Below are 17,033 nucleotides of genomic sequence, written 5' to 3'. Positions count from 1 at the left end.
AAACTGAATGAAACCGCCGTTTGGTTTAATAACTCATATTCTGGGTATTGTCATTACCATTGGCAGGAGTACTCTGATTGTCTTGGGGTTGATTCTGCTGCATCATGGTACCATTCGTATTGGTGCCGGAAGCAGGTGATGCGGTTGCGATTTGCATTTTATCTTCAACCGAAGTCACGCCCTGCACTGATTTAGCTAAATCCAGCACTTTCTGTTTTTCATCCTGATTCGCTACTGTGCCAGATAAATATACTATTCCGTTTTTAGTCTCCACAGACAAGGTCCAGCTTGGGATGTCTGTACCCATGATGTCTTTTTGAATCAAGAGACCCTTGACCTTGGCGGTAATATAAGTGTCGTATAATGGAGCCTGGCTTTCCTTAACCGTAAGCGCATCCACATTGACGTCACGAACTCCCTTTACAGATTCAGCCATGATAATGACTTTTTCATAGTCTGTGTCAGAGGGCAGTTCGCCTGCAAGATACACCACGCCTTGCCGTACAGAAACATTCACCTTGTCGGCATAATCAGACATGGCGGCTTTAATATCATTGGTCAAGGCCGCATCATTTGGTGCAGTTTGCGCTGCTGCTGGCTGACCATTTTGAAGATTCGCATTATTATTTTGGTTATTGTGCATGTCAGCCATGGCAAAACTGACCATGCCACCGGATAACAGGACAGCTACTGCCTTTAATTTTAACTTATTCATAATTTTTTCATCCTTTAAAAAATTAAAAAACAATGTTACGCCATAAAACTTGATAACCGTATTAATTAGGGTAGCCAAGGAAGTCAGCTTATGCAAAATTTTATGGTTTTACTAAACTATAAATATACTCTGACCAATTTGAACGTCAAGAGCCAGGAAATATATTCAAGGAGAGAGTTATGTTGAGCTGGGCAATTTTCTTTTTCATCATTGCAATCATTGCTGCAGTTTTCGGTTTTGGCGGCATTGCTACTGCCGCTGCTGGAATTGCACAACTATTATTCTACCTGTTTATTGTTGTTTTTGTGATTCTACTGATAGTCAGTTTGCTGGGTGGAAGGCGACCGCCGCCGCCAATATAAGACTGACACGCTAAAAAAGCCCTCTTCAGGGCTTTTTTATATTCTTTAATCTCAAGATTATTTTTTGATTCCCTAAACAATAACTTAATAAAACAGACGGCTGTTTTTTTATATAAATTTTTTATATAAAAAATCGTTATTGTGCAAATTAAAATCAATTTGGTGCTAAAATTAAAATGTTAGCAAGCTCATTTTTCAAAGGAGTGAACAAATGAAAACCTGGATATCAACATTTATTGTGCTTGGCCTGATGCTTTTTAGCTTGCCCACCTTTGCCGATAAAATCATCATTACAGGGGCTCCAGTAATTCTTGAACAACGGGAAGGCATTTATTATTTACCGACTACCTATACAGCAACAACGCCTTATTATTATGTCACTTTGGATGGAGCAAACCGCGTCTGTTACACTGAAAGGCAGCCTGCGCTTGAAACTTTGGACATGACGACCATTAACGTCAATGTCGCCGGAACCCAAACCCTCTGGTATTGTTACTTATACGACACCACCTATTTTAGTGTGACCCCATAAAATCAGAAAAGCCGGCAAAGAATTTTGCCGGCTTGCTTTGTGATCGTTTTTGACTAGAACTAATAGGAAAGAGTACAGGATAAGCGAATTGCCTTCTTAAGGAAACATATGGATAAGTATATCGACCGGCACGACGCTGGCAAAAAACTCGCAAAATTCTTAAGCGCTTATAAAAACAAACCGGATACCATTGCTTTGGCCCTACCGCGCGGCGGGGTGCCGGTTGCCTATGAGATTGCGAAAGCACTCTTGATCCCTATGGATGTGTTTATTGTTAGAAAATTAGGCGTACCTGGTCATGAAGAATTAGCCATGGGCGCCATCGCCTCAGGAGGCGTTACTTATTACAACGATGAAATTGTCTCCCAATTGAACCTTTCTCCTGGAGCAATCAGTGAAGTGATTGCCTCTGAAGAAAAAGAACTGAAACGGCGTGAGGAGAACTACCGCGGTGAGAATCCTTTTCCGGATTTAAAAGGCAAGACAGTGATATTGATTGATGATGGAATTGCAACAGGCGCCACAACCCGCGCCGCGATTAAGGCGTTAAAAAAACAAAATCCGAAACGCATTGTACTTGCAGTTCCCGTAGCTGCGGCATCTACTGTTGCGGAAATGGCAAAAGAAGTAGATGAAATAATCTGTCCTTTAAAACCGATTAATTTTTACGCCGTGGGGCTTTGGTATGACAATTTCTCACAAACCACAGATGAAGAAGTGGCAGTTTTACTGGGAAAGCAAAACGGCAAGTACACAGACTAGGCAGGAAATACCATGACATCATTTCACCCAAACGAAGAACATGACATCACTATCCCTGGAGGGGATGTCGAGCTAAAAGGTATTTTATGCATACCTGAAGAGTCAAAAGGAATCGTTTTATTTGTGCATGGCAGCGGCAGCAGTCGATTTAGTTCTCGCAATCAGTATGTCGCCCATTATTTGAATGATGCAGGGCTTGCAACGCTCTTGTTTGATCTCCTCACGACAGAAGAAGAAGCGATTGACGCCCATACCCGTCATTTGCGTTTTGATATTGGCTTACTGGCTACGCGGCTGATTTTGGCCACTAACTGGTGCCAAAAAAACCTGCCTCCATTAAAAATTGGTTATTTCGGTTCAAGTACAGGAGGAGGCGCGGCATTAGTCGCTGCCGCAGAAAAATCAGACATAGTCAAGGCTGTTGTTTCACGCGGCGGGAGGCCTGATTTAGCTGCGGAATTTTTAACTCTGGTTCAATCTCCAACCTTGCTCATTGTCGGCGAACTGGATGAAGAGGTTATTGAAATGAATGAAGCTGCCAGAGAAAAAATGCATTGCACCAACCAACTCGAAATTGTACCGGGGGCAACCCACTTATTCGAGGAACCAGGCACACTGGATACTGTCGCAAACCTGGCCAGAGACTGGTTTATCAAATACCTGCATTCATAAACATGAAATTACCGTGGAGGCGAGACGCAATGAATCATTACCCTAGAAGCTTTCAATTTGTGGATCTTAAGGAGCTGCCTCCGAAGCCACGGAAAAAAGGCTTGGTTGAAATTCGCGGCCCCTATTATGAGGCAACCACCACAGGCGAATTACAAAACTTATTGGAAACCTGGGGATATTATATTGATGGGTTTAAATTTGCCGGGGGCACACAATCTTTGCTGCCTATCGATACAGTAAAACAATTTACCTCCATTGCTCATGAACACCAAGTCTATGTGAATACCGGCGGCTTTATCGAGCGCATTGTTATCCAGGATGAAGGCAATGTGGAACGCTATTTAAGCCAAACCAAAGAGTTAGGGTTTGATGTGATTGAGGTTTCAAGCGGCATGTTCAGCAAGGCTTCAGACTTTCCTCTCGATTTGCAAATTAAAGTGGTCAAAAAAATCAAAGAAATCGGCTTAAAGCCTAAACCTGAAATTACCCTTATGTCTGGCGCAGGAGGCGGAACGAAAGAGCTGGATTATAAAACTCGCCTCAAGACCTCCAAAACGATAGATAATTTGCTTGAAGAAGGAGAGCGTTTCTTTGAAGCCGGAGCTTACATGCTGATGATTGAATCAGAGGGAATTACAGAAGGCATTGAAAATCCAAAAGATTGGCGCAGTGATGTTATTTTTGCCTTGATTGATCGCTTCGGACACGAAAAGCTGATGTTTGAAATATCTCCAGAGGATGATGAAGCGCGGCAAACGTTTAAATGGTATCTGCAGAATGTCAGCCCAGAGGTGAATTTGATGATGAACTCTAAAAATATTGTCGAATTTAATGCATGGCGCATGAGGCTATGGGGCGACAGAAGGATTTGGGAAGGAAAATCGGTCACTGGCATTTAATATTCGGGGTGGATGATCATGGCTATTGCTTTTATTACTCACAAGGATTGCCTGCTCCACAACACGGGAGACTTTCATCCTGAATGCCCCGAGCGCCTGCAAGTCATCAATGACAATCTTTCGCAAAGCGCAATCCAGTCTTCTTTAGTCTGGGAAACTGCGCACAAAGCTACACGAGCGCAATTAGAGCGCGTACACGATAAGCAATATATCGAATCTATCTTTAACCGTTCACCTAAAGAAGGATTTGTCAGGATTGATCCAGACACCATGATGAATCCCGGCACCCTTAATGCCGCACTTCTTGCAGCCGGCGCTGTGATAAAAGCAGTCAACATGGTGCTTGAAAATAAAGTCGAAAGCGCCTTTTGCAGTATCCGGCCGCCAGGACATCACGCAGAACACAATCGTGCCATGGGGTTTTGTTTTTTCAATAATATAGCAGTGGGCGCGGCGCATGCCTTGGCTGTTCATCAGCTAAACCGCATTGCCATTATTGATTTTGATGCCCACCGCGGCAATGGCACCGATGATATCTTTCAAAATCACAAGCAAATATTGATTTGTTCTTTATATGAGCATTTCCTTTATCCTGCAATACCCCCTCCTAAAGCAGATAATATTATTGATCTCCCCTTACCTGCCCGGGCCACAGGAAGCCAGTTACGTGCCAAATTTTCACAAAAAGTGATTCATGCCATCGAAGCATTTAATCCGGAACTGATTTTGATTTCCGCAGGATTTGACGGGCATGCAGATGATGCGATATCAACCTTGCGCTTTATAGAAAGTGATTATCATTGGCTGACTCAACAAATCAAAACGATAGCAAGAAAAAGCTGTGCTGGCCGCCTTGTTTCTGTACTTGAAGGCGGTTATGCACTGAATGTGCTTGGTGCCTGTGTAGAAACTCATCTTGAAGCGCTAAAATAACGGCACTAGAGCACTTTTAAAAAGGCGGTTAAATCTTCTTTTTCCTGTTCATTTAATTGTAATTGCAATACCAGGTTAAAAAATTCGACAGTGTCAGCCAAGGTTAACAGGCGTCCATCGTGCAGGTAAGGTGGTGAATCTTTGATGCCGCGCAAGGGAAAAGTCTTAATGGGGCCATCAGCCGCTGCTGTCCTGCCATTGTAAGTTTGCGTTTTATAGAAGCGCTCTGTTTTTAAATTATGCATTAAATTATCAGTGTAATAGGGAGGAGTGTGGCAAGTAGCACATTTTGCCTTACCAAAAAACAATTCCTGACCGCGAAGCTCAGCAGCAGTTGCCTTGGCTGGGTCTAATTTGCCTTCCCAGTTCAATTTGGGCGCTGGTGGGAAATCCAGTAATTCCTGAAATTCCGCCATAAAATGCACCTGGCTGCCACGCTCCAGGATATTCACTCCTTTTTTGGTAGCAATCACCGGATCCCCATCAAAATAAGCGGCTCTTTGCTCAAATTCAGTAAAATCTTCAACCGTTTTAAGGGCACGCTGGGAACCAAATAAACGCTGAATATTAACGCCGCGCAAACTCGGCGTATCGATGCGATGACGGAATGCCTGCGGGCGGATATCGCCTACCAGATGTGTTGCTGCATTAGTATGCCCATTGGCATGGCAATCAAAGCAGGCAACGCCTCGATGAGGAGTTTTGGTGCGCCTGTCTTTGGTCTGGTTAAACTGCTGCTGCGGGAAAGGCGTGACAAGGAGCCTTAAGCCTTCAATTTGCTTGGGGTTTAAAATGCCGTTGAATAATCGGTAATAATTTTCAATGGTTACCAGCTCGCCTTTGGAAACATCCCCCAAATCAGGACGCGTCGTTAGAAAAATGGGCGCAGGAAACGGCGGCAAAAAATGCTCCGGCAAGTCAAAATCCAGATCAAAACGCGTGAGATCGCGCTTCTCCTGCCTGTCAATCTCTTTAATCACCATTTTTGGAAAAACCATACCGCCCTCTTCCTGATTCGGATGAGGCAGGGGCAAAAATCCTTGCGGGAAAAGCCCTTTTTCCTTAATTTCTTCCGGAGTCATTTTAGCCAGAGATTCCCAGGTTTCACCGGCTGGCAAGCGTACCCTGACGCCTTCCTGAATAGCTTTTCCATTAGACATTTTTGTGTCTTTCGACGGTTTATTGCTTAAATCATAACGGCGGTTTAAGAGTTCCTGCTGCTTGTCATTAATCTGTTGCCTTTGAGAAGACATGCGCTTATATATGGCATTAAATTCTTCGTCAATGACCACTGGCGCATAGCTTGATGGTTCAGCGGCGTTCAGGCAGGGCAACCATAAAAGAAACAAAAAGAAGAGGCATGTCTTTCGCATAATAAGTCCTTTTATCTTATTGGTTAAATCATAAATTAGGGTTATCCATATTACAATCCTCAAAAGAGGTGGATGAGGTAAAAAATGAAAATCTGCGGGCGTTCAGATAAGTTGCTGTTTTTTCCTCACACGGATAAACTGCTCTCTTTTGTAAAAAGGAGTTTTATCATGCCTGCTTTTTTTTCTTCCGTTGCCAATACGCTGACCGATTATTCCAACTATTATATCGACTGGTCGCGGGTATCAGAGCTTATTACTTCTGCCTCCCACCGCTATAGCTTTAAGGAATTAGCCGAACGGGGCGCTATAATCAGTGCGACAGCATTGGGCGCTTATGCCGGATATCGATGGGCAGATGAGGGCTTTGGCCTTGGCTCCTGCCTCTACAGCATGGCGGGAAGCTTTATCGGATTTGTAGTCTCCCATACTGTCGTCATCGCGCCTTTACTTTGGAAACGTTACCAGATGAGCCAGGAGTGCCAAAAATCAGAGCAGCAAATTCTTGATGCCTGCCTAGAGCTTCGCTTTATGGATTACAGCAACCCTGAAATAGACAAATTGATTACGGCCATAACCAGCAAAGTTAAAGAAACGAAGGAGCTAAACCTCAGTGATGATAAACACGCACGCGCTTCACAAACCTGGGGAACCAGAAAAATGCTCCTCGCCAAAATGGCTGAACAGGTTGCAAACGATCTGAATGCGCTTCAAGATAAAGATAACTATGATGAAACGCTTTTGAGTATTCAGTCTTTTTGGTCTAAGTCTTCCTATGATTTTTACAATGCGGTCGGTGGATTTCGCCTGCCTTCTCTGGAAAAAAAGACGAGCCCTAAGGAAGATGAAAACAATGAATTGAAGCTTAAATTCCAGTAATCGCGCATTCTGTCCCGGCCGCAGCATGGGGCGGGCGGCCGGGTTTTGACTCATTATGGCGAAGATGAGGAAGAAGATTCCAAAGAATCAGCGGGGGTCTCTGGGGTTTTAGGAGATGATTTAGGGCTTAAAATCCTGTTCGCCAATCCTTTCAAAGCAGAAGAAAAGAATCCTTTTTGGATGGAAATGGATATCGATGGTTTTTTATACCATTCTGAATTCAAATAGCTGCTCACCAGCTGCTCTAAAGCTTTGGGCTGCAAAGGCTTGCGTAAGCTTGCGTTCGCTCCCGGAAAAATTCCAGGATAGGTTGCAGAACAAGTAAAAATATAGGCTTTTTGCGACCGATTCAATTCTTCATATTCTCGAATCAATTTTGTTGCCTGATCGCCCTGCATGCCAGGCATTTCATGATCCATATAGATAATATTAAACGGCTTATTGTGCTTGATAATCTCCAGCGCCTCATGGCCATTTGCAGCATACTGGATATTTTCTTCCTTAATCCCAATATTTTTAAACAATTGCCGGGCTACTTTCTGAAGCACTGTATTATCTTCGACGATTAAAATACGCAAATGGGGATAGTGTGATTTTCTTTGCATTCTTGCCTCCGAATTCAGAAATTCAGGCTCGTCCCTGAATATTTTTAAGATTTGCGCCAAACCGGCGCCTACGAAACCCGGCAGCCTCTCGCAATCGCTACGCCAAAAGAGAAACGCAAAGGCGTAAGTCAATGATGTTTTTAAATAAAAAAGCGCAATAATCAACCGGGATTGTAACGGCATTATCTTCGCTAATCAAACTATAGAATGTCCTATAAGTTTTTTCTTCATTCATTTTGAACTGCTTTTTTCGTTAGGCATTGCGTTTTTTTTCCAATGTGCTTCAATTGTAATCTGCGCATATTGCCGAGCAAAACATGATCATTTATGAAGTTAATTTAACCATTTCAGAGGAAGTATATGATGCTTTCATAACCTGGCTAAAACCGCATATTCAGGAAATGCTGGAACTGGATGGTTTTGAATCGGCGCAACTATTGCAACATATCGATACAAATAACTATAAAAAAATAGAGCTCTCCGTGCGTTACCGCGTTAAAAATGAAGCATGCCTTGATCAATATTTAACCCATCAAGCCAAGGCAATGAGGGGTAAGGCTTTACCACAGTTTCAGGGGAAATTTCAGGCTTCGCGAAAGGTGCTGGCAATCATGGATGAATTTTTTTCCATCAGGCCACGCCATAGTTTTCTTTAGGCAAAGGCATATGCCGATTCCAAATCGGCATGAGATAATCCTTAATATTAACCAAAGACTTGAGCAATATGAAAAAATTCAGTTTCAGCTTCATTTTGATTCTTACAGGACTTTTCTTCGCAGTACACGCATCAGTACTCAAAACGCCTCTGGAGGCAAGGCATTATCAATCCTTGCCTGATTCCAGGGAAATTAATCGTTTTTTGCAGCAATTGGCCGAGCAATCATCAGAGGCAAAGCTCATCTCCATTGGCAAAACAGCCGGCGGCCGTGAAATGACAGCATTACTGGTGTCCAGTAACAAAGAATTTCTCGAAACCGGGAAAACTCAAGATAACAAGCTCGCCGTTTTGTTAATCGGTTCCCAGCACGGTACGGAACCGTCAGGCTGCGAAGGCTTATTAAAATTTACCGCTCAATTGTTATCCGGCAACGAGAAGCATTATCTTCCGGACATGAACTTTATCATCATTGCCAACGGCAATCCGGATGGGCGTGATCAGCACTCGCGTTTTAACGCCCATGGAGGAAATATCAACGTAGATTTTACCCGCGTTGCATATCCTGAGACACAAGCTGTTATCAATGTATTAAGGCAGTTTCAAATTGATGCCTTGCTTGATCTGCACGAGTCTTCAGCCATGAAGAAAATTTTAACTTTGCAGGAAGGGTTTTACCGGAATGCTGAAGCGCAATACGAAGTAGGCAACAATCCAAATATTGACCCGGATTTGCTTAGGCTTGGCCAAAAACTCCTGCCCGAATTGATTCGCATCAGTGAAGAAAAAGGCCTGCCCGGCGAGCATTATCTCGGTGAAATACTGAAACTTGATCAACCCGTAGCGCATGGGGGATTAAAAATCAGTAATCTCAGAAATTACAGTGCCATGCAGGGTATTTTTTCAGTGCTGGTAGAAAACAGGCTTGACCCCAATAAAACCTATTATGAAACCCCTCAAAATATTAAGGTTAGAAGTGAAAAACAATTGCTCAGTATTTTAAGTTTTTTAACTCTACTTCAAAAGGAGAAGCCGGCAATTTTAAAAACCGTTAGAGCTGCCAAAGATGGCAGGCAGCAAATGAAACTTCAAGGCAAAAAAATGAGGCTAATCTATGGCTATGATCTCAATACGCAAAACCCTGTTAGGGAAGTGGCGTTAACTGATGTAGCAAGCGGCCATCCTGTCAAAAAGCCTTTTCCCAATTTTGATTACGTATCGATTGAAAAAACCATCTTAATCCCAGATGCTTATGCAATCAAAGCGCCGCAAAAGAAAGTCATTGATATCCTGAAAAAGCATCGCATTGTGATTAAACAACTGGAGACACCGCGCCAAGTCATGGCCATGGCGCCCCGCATTAATACCATCCGGATAAACTATTCCCCTTTATTTCAAAACGTATCGACAGTGAATATCGATACTGATTTTACGCCAGGAATAATCACGCTCGCTCCGGGAGATTTTCTTGTGCCAACCCATCAGCCTTTAGGGAAATTGATTCCCTTGTTTTTGGATTTACGTGCAGTTGACAGTATTTATCAAAAAGCAGAATTTCGTTATTTGCTGACTGAAGGCATGGATATTTCCGTATTTCCAGTAAAATTGATGGATCAGGACTCACAAATAACAGGGGAAAAAATCAAAATTCCAAGATAAAATGGGTACTCGTCTTAACCCTCTAGCCAGAATTTTGTCAGGGATTTAAAATTCAATTTTATTTGAGTATCATTTTTGCTGTTATGGATAATTTTGCATATATTTTAAAAAGTAAGGAATGCAATGAATGCTAGAGAAGCGATCACAAAAGAGCTAAAGGAAGCAAAAAAAAATCTTAAGCAGTATCAGCAGATATTGACAGATTGTGACGATAAGGGCGCTGAGCGCTATTTGCTCCTCACTGCCACCTGGCAGCTTATTGGACACTATACCCGAAAAATAGATGAATTATCCCAACAATTGGATGAATTGGCGGAGCAAAACCATACTCTATCCATGTGATGGCTTTTTTTGGGATTTCCTTATCCGCATTTGCCGCCCGCAAAGCCCGTCAAGAACCTTGCAGGTTTTTTAGATAGTTCTATAAGTTTTATAGACTGAGATTTTGCACGTTATCAATGACTTGAGCGTCATTGTCTTGATCAAGTATTTTTTCAATGGCACGGCATTTTTCTTCTGCCCTGTTTTTCAAATCTCCCCTTCCGTGCTGCTTAAAAATTCCAATGCTCTCGCTATAATGCCGCAAGGCGGGCTTTGTATTTCCTTCCATAGACGCAAGGCTAAAAAGCGCAATGCCCGCATTCATGCTTTGCTCGCCTGTTGTTGCTACGGCCAAATTATAATTTATTTGAAAACATTTTTTAGCGCGCTCAAGGTCATTTGATTTATGATACTGGCGACCAAGATTATTCACCAGTATATTGAGTTTATGCAAAAATTGCTCCCCAATTGCGACGTACTTGCCTTTTTCGAGGCCAGCAGTTTTTTGATTATCATAGCCAAACACCGGTTTTTTAGGATAAGCCTGGATATTAAGAAATTGGCCTTGCGCTTCCCTAATCACTTCTGCAAGCTCTTGCGGGGTACGAAACTCAAAAACATTTGGTTCAAAAAATAAGGCAGGCGTCAAACTGTTTTCGATAAGCATCCGGTTTAAGAGGCAATTAACAAAAGTGCGGTTATTCCCATCGCGAAACGGGTGCAAGCGGGTCAGCTGCTGGATAGTTTCAGCTATCCGCAATAATTGCTCATTTTGTGATCCCGTTTTTTTTCTATTTTCATTATATGAATCAACAATACTTTTGATCTGCTGATTTAAATAGCTGTCATTAGGCGGCTGATACATGAGCCTTACAGTTTCTTTTTTAAAAAAATTCTCCATTAACGCATTCAATTTCAAAGGATCATCCGAAGTCACAGCATCCTGAGGGTTAAAGAGCAATTTAAGATTTTTTTGGCCGCATAATTCCGGGCTCACGGGCATTATGCGGTTATTGAGAGAAACGAAATAGACTGGAATAATTTTGGCTGATGTATGCCTTGTGCTCAACAAATGTTTCAATCCATTTTCTGTCGCCCAATTGGGTATTATTTCGAAACCCACATCATTTTTTCTGAAAGAACCGGGCTCACAGATATTAGTACTTTTGACTCCAGTCATACAAGCTTTGTGTATTTTTTGGATATCTTCAACTGATATAGGTTTATTCAAAGATTCCAGGGCAGCCAGCAGACCTGATAGAACCCCCGCTATGCTACCAGGTTCACGTGCTTCAAACCCTTGGGGGCCTTGCTCTTTACTGTAGAGTTTGCCATCAACGGCAAGCATCCAAAGCTTATCTTGCTGTAGCCTGGCTAATGACTCGAGACCAATCAGTTCATTCATGTTTACACCTCTTGAGTTGAATAAAAAGATTCCATCGTGGAAAAATAAAAATCTAGTTATTCATATAATAAATAATTGGTCTTAAAATATACTATGTTGGAAAATATTTGTCACGGATCTCCTCTTTTTGTTAATAAAATGTTAATGGTGGGCATTTATAATCACTTTGATTTTTTTATTTTCATTTAAATTGGGGGAGCATCATGCCTAAGGGTAAAGAGTTCATTTCATTGTTCACTAAGTCTTATTCTTCTATGAGTAAATCAAGTTTGTTTCAAGAATCCGTCAAAGTGAGCATCACCAATTATTCCAAAATATCCTACTTCAAGCTGACTTCAGAGGAACGGAGGAAAGGCTACCAGGAAGTCATCGCGTCACTTCCCGAGAGTCCAGATTTTGTGTATCGTGGAACAACCGGCAATGCAGAAGTATTGCATGCGATAGAAACAGGATGCCTAGGCAGAGCGCCCAAAGAATGTAAAAAGTCGGACTGCCTTAATTTGGTCGCTTATGTTGAAAAAAATGACAGCAAATTCTTTTATTCCACAACTCCCTGTCCAACAACAGTAATGGGGTACACAGAAGGCCTGTCAGTTATCCCGACAGTTGGAAACATTCTGGTTATGAATCAGCCAAAAGTATTCGTAAGGCCGCAAAAAATGCTGGTCTTGTATCCTGAAATGTTTAGCGAATATGATGAAAAGAATTATCAAAGCATTGCCTATGGCGACGGGCCGCGGCAAATTCCAATTGCGGAAAGGACACTGCACAATAATGAAGTAACTGGCATTCTGGGTCTGTCAGTCAAAGATGATTGGCGGCTGACAACCAGTAAAGACCTGGCCAAAATCATTCAGGTTTATGCGCCAGGCCGCTTATTGGGTCTATTTATGTCTGCCAAAGAACCCGTTCACGTTCAACAATGGGATAATCCGCAATTTAGAAAAAGGGCTTGCTCTTTGGAAGTCATGGTCGACAATGGTCATCCCCAGGCGGTTGAAGTCATGAACGAACGCGCTGTTGAATTTGGATTGATCAATAAGAATCAAAGATTGTTAACGCTTAAGGATGCCTATGCACTTCTCACTGCCGAAGAATTCGCTCGCTTCGAAGATTACGAGACAGAACATACAGAGCTTTTTTCTGAAGTGCCCAAAGAAATTCGCGAAGGCGACGCAAAAGAATTATTTGACTATACCCAATCGATCATGGACTCCAAACAGATGGGAAAAAGCTTGTCATATAAAATGTAATTATTTTCAGTCAGCCAGGCGCGATCCAGTTCTTGGCTGATTTCTTTTCAACAGGAATTGAAAAGGTAATGATTTTTTTTATAAATTATATTAAAATAAACCAATTTGATTTCCAATAAACCACAAAGGACTGATTTTAAAGATGAAAAGCAAACTGAGACCAACCCTAAAACGATTTTTTATGACTTTCTCCAACCCAACAACAACCCTGCAAAAAACTGAATTGCATCGTAATTTGCAAAAAGCTTTGAAAATAAATAAAGCAAACAATAAATTTTTATCCTTCTTTTTAGGGGAAAACTGGAGATATGTGAGCTTTGAAAAAACTTTCAGCCAAATAACCAGCAATGAAAAGCTTAAAGCCATGCATGATCAGGCTAATCTCAACTTAGCAAGCTGGCAGGCGAAGCAGTCCCTCCCTCCATACAAAGTTGAAGTCACCCCGCAGGACTGGGGCATAGCTGCCCTCAAAGCCACCCAAAAATATGGTAAGCCCTATGCCGTGTTGAACATGGCTAACTCACAATACCCGGGCGGGGGGTTTCTGGAGGGGGGCAGCGCCCAGGAAGAAAATATGTGGATGCGCACCACCTGTGCTAATTCACTCTCGGCAAAAGACGTTTACTTTAACGAGAAGGAAAACTGTTTTTGTTACAGCCAGGAAGCGAGGGAACTTCTAACTGGACAGAAGGAAATGAGCGAGGAGGAGTGCGCCCTGCTTGGCAAAAAACGGGGAATGGCCATCCAAAAAGCACATAAAGTGTTTTTAAACCCCGAAAGGCAACTTTGCTTTAGGGGCCCCGAGGTTTTACTGGAAACAGACTCATTGAATGAAATGAATGTCAAAAAAGGCTTCATCGCTGACAGTACGCTCAGTTTTTCCTTTCTTCCTGAAGAACAAATATTTCCTTTTTATGAACTTCGGTCAGCCGCTCCGCAACTTGCGGGTTACGACATTGATTGGCGCAACCAACAGTTTTTACAAGAATATGAAAAAGAAATCAGGCGGCGAATCAGTGCCCAACTGGACACATTGATACTCAATGAAATGCAATTTGTTATTCTTGGCGCCTGGGGATGCGGCTGCTTTGCAAACAACCCTCATATTGTAGCCAAAATATATCATGAAGAAATTGAAAAAAGAGCAAAGCATTTCCAGCATATTGTATTCCCAATCATGCCGAACAATATGGGGCGCGAATGCAACTTTTCCGTATTTAAAAAACAGCTTGATGGACTGAAGCTCGATTTGCGGAAAAATTGTTTATTGTCCCAAAATGCAGTGGGCAATCAAATCGAACCCTTTGATAAATTATCTGCCCACACTTCCCCGGAAGCCCAAAAAACATTAAACGATGCTCCTTGCCCTTCTGATTCAGAAATGAAAGAAAAGCATCGTTTCTGCAATATTCTCTGAATCATGTTGCTGTGTTCTTTACTGAGTTTTTGGGCAAACCGCTTAACAGTTCCCTTACGGCGCTTAATGGCAGTCCCATGACGGCATAAAAACATCCTTCGATTCTGTAGACAAATTGGCCAATATAGCTCTGGATCCCATAAGCACCTGCCTTATCGTGGTAATCACCGATGCGGAGGTAATGAGCGATTTCGGCATCTGGAATTGTTTTAAAAAAAACTCTGGTGATATTGGTTGCCAATTGTTGGTGCGCCCCAAATTTTATTCCTGTCGTGGTAATCACTTCATGGCTTCGACCTGAGTAACTTTTTAACATTCTATAGGCATCATCATAGCTTTTGGGTTTTCCATAAATTGCTCCATCTACAACCACTTCCGTGTCAGCGCATAATACAGGAAGCAGGGGCAATTTTTCTTGAACAATCTTATCCCATGATATATCCAACTTTTCAAGAGTCACCCTGTTGGAATATTCTTCAGGCGTTTCATCAGGCAGAATTTCCTCAGCAGTGTCTATTGCCAAAACCTCATATTCAACTCCCATCTGCTTCAGCAGCATGTGTCGCCTTGGGCTTTTGGACGCAAGATAAATTTTCATGTGGAAAAAACCTTAATTGCGCTCAATGGGAATTCTGCTGCTGACTTAACTTTTCTTTTATTTCATCCTGTAATCTCGTTTCAATTTGCTCAACAAGCTTTTCAAGATTACGGGCAAATAATCGAATGGCTACCGTCATAAACCGCAAAGGGTTACTCACTGATACCTTATAGCCATGCTCTTTTGACGGAGACCAAAATAATTTTACTGCCGGCTTATTTCCTATGCTCAATATTTTTGATTCATTTGTTTTCTGGATTGTTGGGAGTTGGCTTGAAAGATTACTTTCATCTCCCGTAACCTTTTTGCTTAATTGGGAATCATCATGCTGCACTTGGGTTAAATTTGAAGTTAATTTAAGCCATTCTTCCTGCAGTTCTTCCTCAGCTTTTTCATAATTTTTTTTCGCATTTTCCAGGTTTTCTTTTTCTTTCATCATCTCTGACACAAGCGCCTGCTTCCTGTGTTCCAGAACTTTGAGCTTTTCAGTGCGATCATTGAGCTCTTCTGCGACTCTTTGATAATGCTCTTTTGCATCGCTTAAGTTTCTTTTTTCCTGTAGTAGTTCTCTTTCAAGTTGTTCATTTTTATTCTCAAGGAGAATGTTTGCTTGGCACAGGGTTTTTATCCGAAGATCCTGGTCCATCAGTAAAACTGTTTGTTTAAGATGATTCTTATCTGTATCAAAAGTCAACTGCAAAGGTTCAAAAAGAATTTCCTTTAAAAAAATACCTGAAGTGCAAAGGCTTGCAGTAAAGATACCATTTTGCAAACCATAGACGGCTCTATTCTTGCCATTGTAATTTACGTCAACCGTATTTTTTTGCGAGGTTTTGGCCAAAAGCTGTATCGTGAGCAAAAATTGAAGTAACTGTTTTTGAAAATGGGTCAAACCCTCATTATCCGGAATAAATTTCGGATTCTCCATGTGTTTTTTTAAGGAAATCGCCGTAAAAAGAATATATTCATGCAAAGAACGCCGGATAGACTCTTCCTCACTGGTGGCTTCAATAATAAATTGACCAAGCTTGGATTCTATTTCAGAATCTTTTTTTTGTAAGATATTGTCTACCAGAGAATTTTCCTGTTTTAATATGTTGCTGCTTTTTTTGCTAAGATAATAACGAACGATAACGGTAACCAGGGCCTTGAGAAGCGCATCATAATTGTTCATATCATCACCTTAGGCAAAAACCTGTTTATGGATCAAATATTTAATATATTTTATTGACGTTAACAGCGCAAGAAGTAAGCATAGTTTTCGAAATCCATTCATCAGTACAGGGCAGATCTTTACAAGCTGCCTAACTGTCGGTCTGAAACCATCAATCCCTTTTAGGCTCCTCAGTTTACTTATGCAGCAAACGATTGGTATAAGCAATAGTCAAAGCAGAAACCAGCAGGGTCAGGTGAATGACAACCTGCCACATGACAGCATCATTTCCTTGTTTGCCTGGTTCTATAAAAGTCCGCAACAGGTGAATCGATGAAATTCCGATTAAGGCAAGCGCAAGCTTGATTTTCATGGCGCCGGCGTCCAAATGATCCAGCCACTCGGGCTGGTCTGGATGTGTATCCAAATTAAGCCTTGAAACAAAGGTTTCATACCCTCCAAGAATGACCATGATCAATAAATTGGCAATCATAACCACATCGATTAAATCCAGCACGCCAAGCATGATCTGGGTATCCCCGGCCGAAGTGAAATGGGCAATCAGATGAAACAATTCCGCCATGAAACGATAGACATAGGCTGTCAGAATAAAAATAAGGCCGATATACAAGGGTGCCTGCAACCAGCGGCCCATAAATATTAGCTGGCTGATGCCGGCGGCCACCCGCCTGCTGTTTTTATCAATACTTACTGCTGTTTCCAGAACATGTTCTTTTTCCATGATCCCCTGCCTACAAAATGACTTATTATCAAACACGCTAGTTTAATAGTTGTCAATTTTCCCGGCAACGGATTTTTTATTCGAAAGAAAGATTGGGTTGA

General features: G+C 41.9%; 20 protein-coding genes. 12 read left to right on the top strand and 8 right to left on the bottom strand.

Going from position 1 to position 17,033, the window contains the following annotated elements:
- Nucleotides 1–25 precede the first annotated feature (25 nt).
- Complete coding sequence (locus Llon_RS10790) at nucleotides 26–715, bottom strand: BON domain-containing protein (RefSeq protein ID WP_131754663.1); 690 nt, start codon at nucleotides 713–715, stop codon at nucleotides 26–28.
- Between the two features lie 179 nt (nucleotides 716–894).
- On the opposite strand from Llon_RS10790, the gene Llon_RS10785 reads away from it, so the two are divergent.
- From Llon_RS10785 to Llon_RS10760, 6 genes are all read left to right on the top strand, one after another.
- Nucleotides 895–1,077 carry a DUF1328 family protein gene (locus Llon_RS10785; RefSeq protein ID WP_058530051.1) on the top strand — a complete coding sequence of 61 codons (183 nt, stop codon included), beginning with the start codon at nucleotides 895–897 and terminating at the stop codon, nucleotides 1,075–1,077.
- A gap of 211 nt (nucleotides 1,078–1,288) precedes the next feature.
- Nucleotides 1,289–1,609 carry a hypothetical protein gene (locus Llon_RS10780; RefSeq protein ID WP_058530050.1) on the top strand — a complete coding sequence of 107 codons (321 nt, stop codon included), beginning with the start codon at nucleotides 1,289–1,291 and terminating at the stop codon, nucleotides 1,607–1,609.
- Between the two features lie 108 nt (nucleotides 1,610–1,717).
- Nucleotides 1,718–2,371, top strand: a complete 654-nt coding sequence (locus tag Llon_RS10775; protein WP_058530049.1) for a phosphoribosyltransferase — start codon at nucleotides 1,718–1,720, stop codon at nucleotides 2,369–2,371.
- A gap of 12 nt (nucleotides 2,372–2,383) precedes the next feature.
- Complete coding sequence (locus tag Llon_RS10770) at nucleotides 2,384–3,043, top strand: dienelactone hydrolase family protein (RefSeq protein ID WP_058530048.1); 660 nt, start codon at nucleotides 2,384–2,386, stop codon at nucleotides 3,041–3,043.
- Nucleotides 3,044–3,072: 29 nt separating this feature from the next.
- Nucleotides 3,073–3,942 (top strand): phosphosulfolactate synthase, encoded by an 870-nt coding sequence (locus tag Llon_RS10765; protein WP_058530047.1) that lies wholly within the window; start codon nucleotides 3,073–3,075, stop codon nucleotides 3,940–3,942.
- An 18-nt stretch (nucleotides 3,943–3,960) separates the two neighbouring features.
- The gene (locus Llon_RS10760) at nucleotides 3,961–4,875 is read left to right on the top strand and encodes a histone deacetylase family protein (RefSeq protein WP_058530093.1); all 915 of its coding nucleotides are present in this window, start codon (nucleotides 3,961–3,963) and stop codon (nucleotides 4,873–4,875) included.
- Between the two features lie 5 nt (nucleotides 4,876–4,880).
- On the opposite strand, the gene Llon_RS10755 is transcribed toward Llon_RS10760, so the two are convergent.
- Nucleotides 4,881–6,248 carry a hypothetical protein gene (locus Llon_RS10755; RefSeq protein ID WP_058530046.1) on the bottom strand — a complete coding sequence of 456 codons (1,368 nt, stop codon included), beginning with the start codon at nucleotides 6,246–6,248 and terminating at the stop codon, nucleotides 4,881–4,883.
- Between the two features lie 168 nt (nucleotides 6,249–6,416).
- Between Llon_RS10755 and Llon_RS10750 the strand changes: the two genes are divergently transcribed.
- Nucleotides 6,417–7,124: a hypothetical protein gene (locus Llon_RS10750; protein WP_131754664.1), complete on the top strand. Its 708-nt coding sequence runs from the start codon at nucleotides 6,417–6,419 to the stop codon at nucleotides 7,122–7,124.
- A gap of 53 nt (nucleotides 7,125–7,177) precedes the next feature.
- Here the strand turns inward: Llon_RS10750 and Llon_RS10745 are convergent, their stop codons facing one another.
- Together Llon_RS10745 and Llon_RS11570 are read right to left on the bottom strand one after the other, a co-directional pair.
- The gene (locus tag Llon_RS10745; RefSeq protein WP_160149093.1) at nucleotides 7,178–7,729 is read right to left on the bottom strand and encodes a response regulator; all 552 of its coding nucleotides are present in this window, start codon (nucleotides 7,727–7,729) and stop codon (nucleotides 7,178–7,180) included.
- A gap of 97 nt (nucleotides 7,730–7,826) precedes the next feature.
- Nucleotides 7,827–7,964, bottom strand: coding sequence for a hypothetical protein (locus Llon_RS11570; RefSeq protein WP_160149094.1), 138 nt, complete (start codon nucleotides 7,962–7,964; stop codon nucleotides 7,827–7,829).
- A gap of 82 nt (nucleotides 7,965–8,046) precedes the next feature.
- On the opposite strand from Llon_RS11570, the gene Llon_RS10740 reads away from it, so the two are divergent.
- The 3 genes from Llon_RS10740 (at nucleotide 8,047) to Llon_RS10730 (ending at nucleotide 10,385) form a co-directional block, all read left to right on the top strand.
- Complete coding sequence (locus Llon_RS10740) at nucleotides 8,047–8,385, top strand: DUF4286 family protein (RefSeq protein WP_058530043.1); 339 nt, start codon at nucleotides 8,047–8,049, stop codon at nucleotides 8,383–8,385.
- A 68-nt stretch (nucleotides 8,386–8,453) separates the two neighbouring features.
- Nucleotides 8,454–10,043, top strand: a complete 1,590-nt coding sequence (locus tag Llon_RS10735; RefSeq protein WP_058530042.1) for a M14 family zinc carboxypeptidase — start codon at nucleotides 8,454–8,456, stop codon at nucleotides 10,041–10,043.
- Between the two features lie 123 nt (nucleotides 10,044–10,166).
- Entirely contained in the window at nucleotides 10,167–10,385 is a 219-nt protein-coding gene (locus tag Llon_RS10730; protein ID WP_058530041.1) for a hypothetical protein, read from the top strand.
- 88 nt (nucleotides 10,386–10,473) lie between these two features.
- On the opposite strand, the gene Llon_RS10725 is transcribed toward Llon_RS10730, so the two are convergent.
- Nucleotides 10,474–11,769 carry a Fic family protein gene (locus tag Llon_RS10725; RefSeq protein WP_058530040.1) on the bottom strand — a complete coding sequence of 432 codons (1,296 nt, stop codon included), beginning with the start codon at nucleotides 11,767–11,769 and terminating at the stop codon, nucleotides 10,474–10,476.
- A gap of 203 nt (nucleotides 11,770–11,972) precedes the next feature.
- On the opposite strand from Llon_RS10725, the gene Llon_RS10720 reads away from it, so the two are divergent.
- Together Llon_RS10720 and Llon_RS10715 are read left to right on the top strand one after the other, a co-directional pair.
- On the top strand, nucleotides 11,973–13,022 hold the full coding sequence (locus Llon_RS10720; RefSeq protein ID WP_131754665.1) for a hypothetical protein: 1,050 nt from the start codon (nucleotides 11,973–11,975) through the stop codon (nucleotides 13,020–13,022).
- A gap of 142 nt (nucleotides 13,023–13,164) precedes the next feature.
- Nucleotides 13,165–14,439 carry a poly(ADP-ribose) glycohydrolase domain-containing protein gene (locus Llon_RS10715; RefSeq protein ID WP_058530038.1) on the top strand — a complete coding sequence of 425 codons (1,275 nt, stop codon included), beginning with the start codon at nucleotides 13,165–13,167 and terminating at the stop codon, nucleotides 14,437–14,439.
- 1 nt (nucleotide 14,440) lies between these two features.
- On the opposite strand, the gene Llon_RS10710 is transcribed toward Llon_RS10715, so the two are convergent.
- The 3 genes from Llon_RS10710 to Llon_RS10700 form a co-directional block, all read right to left on the bottom strand.
- Complete coding sequence (locus Llon_RS10710) at nucleotides 14,441–15,037, bottom strand: Maf family protein (protein WP_065238316.1); 597 nt, start codon at nucleotides 15,035–15,037, stop codon at nucleotides 14,441–14,443.
- A gap of 22 nt (nucleotides 15,038–15,059) precedes the next feature.
- Nucleotides 15,060–16,211, bottom strand: coding sequence for a hypothetical protein (locus Llon_RS10705; RefSeq protein WP_058530036.1), 1,152 nt, complete (start codon nucleotides 16,209–16,211; stop codon nucleotides 15,060–15,062).
- Between the two features lie 175 nt (nucleotides 16,212–16,386).
- On the bottom strand, nucleotides 16,387–16,932 hold the full coding sequence (locus tag Llon_RS10700) for a TIGR00645 family protein (protein WP_083503326.1): 546 nt from the start codon (nucleotides 16,930–16,932) through the stop codon (nucleotides 16,387–16,389).
- Between the last annotated feature and the right edge of the window lie 101 nt (nucleotides 16,933–17,033).

Source organism: Legionella londiniensis, assembly GCF_001467825.1.
In the GTDB taxonomy this organism is placed as follows: Bacteria; Pseudomonadota; Gammaproteobacteria; order Legionellales; family Legionellaceae; genus Legionella_A; species Legionella_A londiniensis.
This window is presented reverse-complemented; position numbering and strand designations above follow the sequence as displayed.

What these genes read in the sequence shown, in the direction of transcription:
- Llon_RS10705 (WP_058530036.1), bottom strand. Translation starts at nt 16,211, where the DNA reads ATGAACAATTATGATGCGCTTCTCAAGGCCCTGGTTACCGTTATCGTT.
- Llon_RS10750 (WP_131754664.1), top strand. Translation starts at nt 6,417, where the DNA reads ATGCCTGCTTTTTTTTCTTCCGTTGCCAATACGCTGACCGATTATTCC.
- Llon_RS10715 (WP_058530038.1), top strand. Translation starts at nt 13,165, where the DNA reads ATGAAAAGCAAACTGAGACCAACCCTAAAACGATTTTTTATGACTTTC.
- Llon_RS10770 (WP_058530048.1), top strand. Translation starts at nt 2,384, where the DNA reads ATGACATCATTTCACCCAAACGAAGAACATGACATCACTATCCCTGGA.
- Llon_RS10710 (WP_065238316.1), bottom strand. Translation starts at nt 15,037, where the DNA reads ATGAAAATTTATCTTGCGTCCAAAAGCCCAAGGCGACACATGCTGCTG.
- Llon_RS10745 (WP_160149093.1), bottom strand. Translation starts at nt 7,729, where the DNA reads ATGCAAAGAAAATCACACTATCCCCATTTGCGTATTTTAATCGTCGAA.
- Llon_RS10730 (WP_058530041.1), top strand. Translation starts at nt 10,167, where the DNA reads ATGAATGCTAGAGAAGCGATCACAAAAGAGCTAAAGGAAGCAAAAAAA.
- Llon_RS10700 (WP_083503326.1), bottom strand. Translation starts at nt 16,932, where the DNA reads ATGGAAAAAGAACATGTTCTGGAAACAGCAGTAAGTATTGATAAAAAC.
- Llon_RS10790 (WP_131754663.1), bottom strand. Translation starts at nt 715, where the DNA reads ATGAATAAGTTAAAATTAAAGGCAGTAGCTGTCCTGTTATCCGGTGGC.
- Llon_RS10785 (WP_058530051.1), top strand. Translation starts at nt 895, where the DNA reads ATGTTGAGCTGGGCAATTTTCTTTTTCATCATTGCAATCATTGCTGCA.
- Llon_RS11570 (WP_160149094.1), bottom strand. Translation starts at nt 7,964, where the DNA reads ATGAATGAAGAAAAAACTTATAGGACATTCTATAGTTTGATTAGCGAA.
- Llon_RS10720 (WP_131754665.1), top strand. Translation starts at nt 11,973, where the DNA reads ATGCCTAAGGGTAAAGAGTTCATTTCATTGTTCACTAAGTCTTATTCT.
- Llon_RS10760 (WP_058530093.1), top strand. Translation starts at nt 3,961, where the DNA reads ATGGCTATTGCTTTTATTACTCACAAGGATTGCCTGCTCCACAACACG.
- Llon_RS10775 (WP_058530049.1), top strand. Translation starts at nt 1,718, where the DNA reads ATGGATAAGTATATCGACCGGCACGACGCTGGCAAAAAACTCGCAAAA.
- Llon_RS10740 (WP_058530043.1), top strand. Translation starts at nt 8,047, where the DNA reads ATGATCATTTATGAAGTTAATTTAACCATTTCAGAGGAAGTATATGAT.
- Llon_RS10735 (WP_058530042.1), top strand. Translation starts at nt 8,454, where the DNA reads ATGAAAAAATTCAGTTTCAGCTTCATTTTGATTCTTACAGGACTTTTC.
- Llon_RS10725 (WP_058530040.1), bottom strand. Translation starts at nt 11,769, where the DNA reads ATGAATGAACTGATTGGTCTCGAGTCATTAGCCAGGCTACAGCAAGAT.
- Llon_RS10755 (WP_058530046.1), bottom strand. Translation starts at nt 6,248, where the DNA reads ATGCGAAAGACATGCCTCTTCTTTTTGTTTCTTTTATGGTTGCCCTGC.
- Llon_RS10765 (WP_058530047.1), top strand. Translation starts at nt 3,073, where the DNA reads ATGAATCATTACCCTAGAAGCTTTCAATTTGTGGATCTTAAGGAGCTG.
- Llon_RS10780 (WP_058530050.1), top strand. Translation starts at nt 1,289, where the DNA reads ATGAAAACCTGGATATCAACATTTATTGTGCTTGGCCTGATGCTTTTT.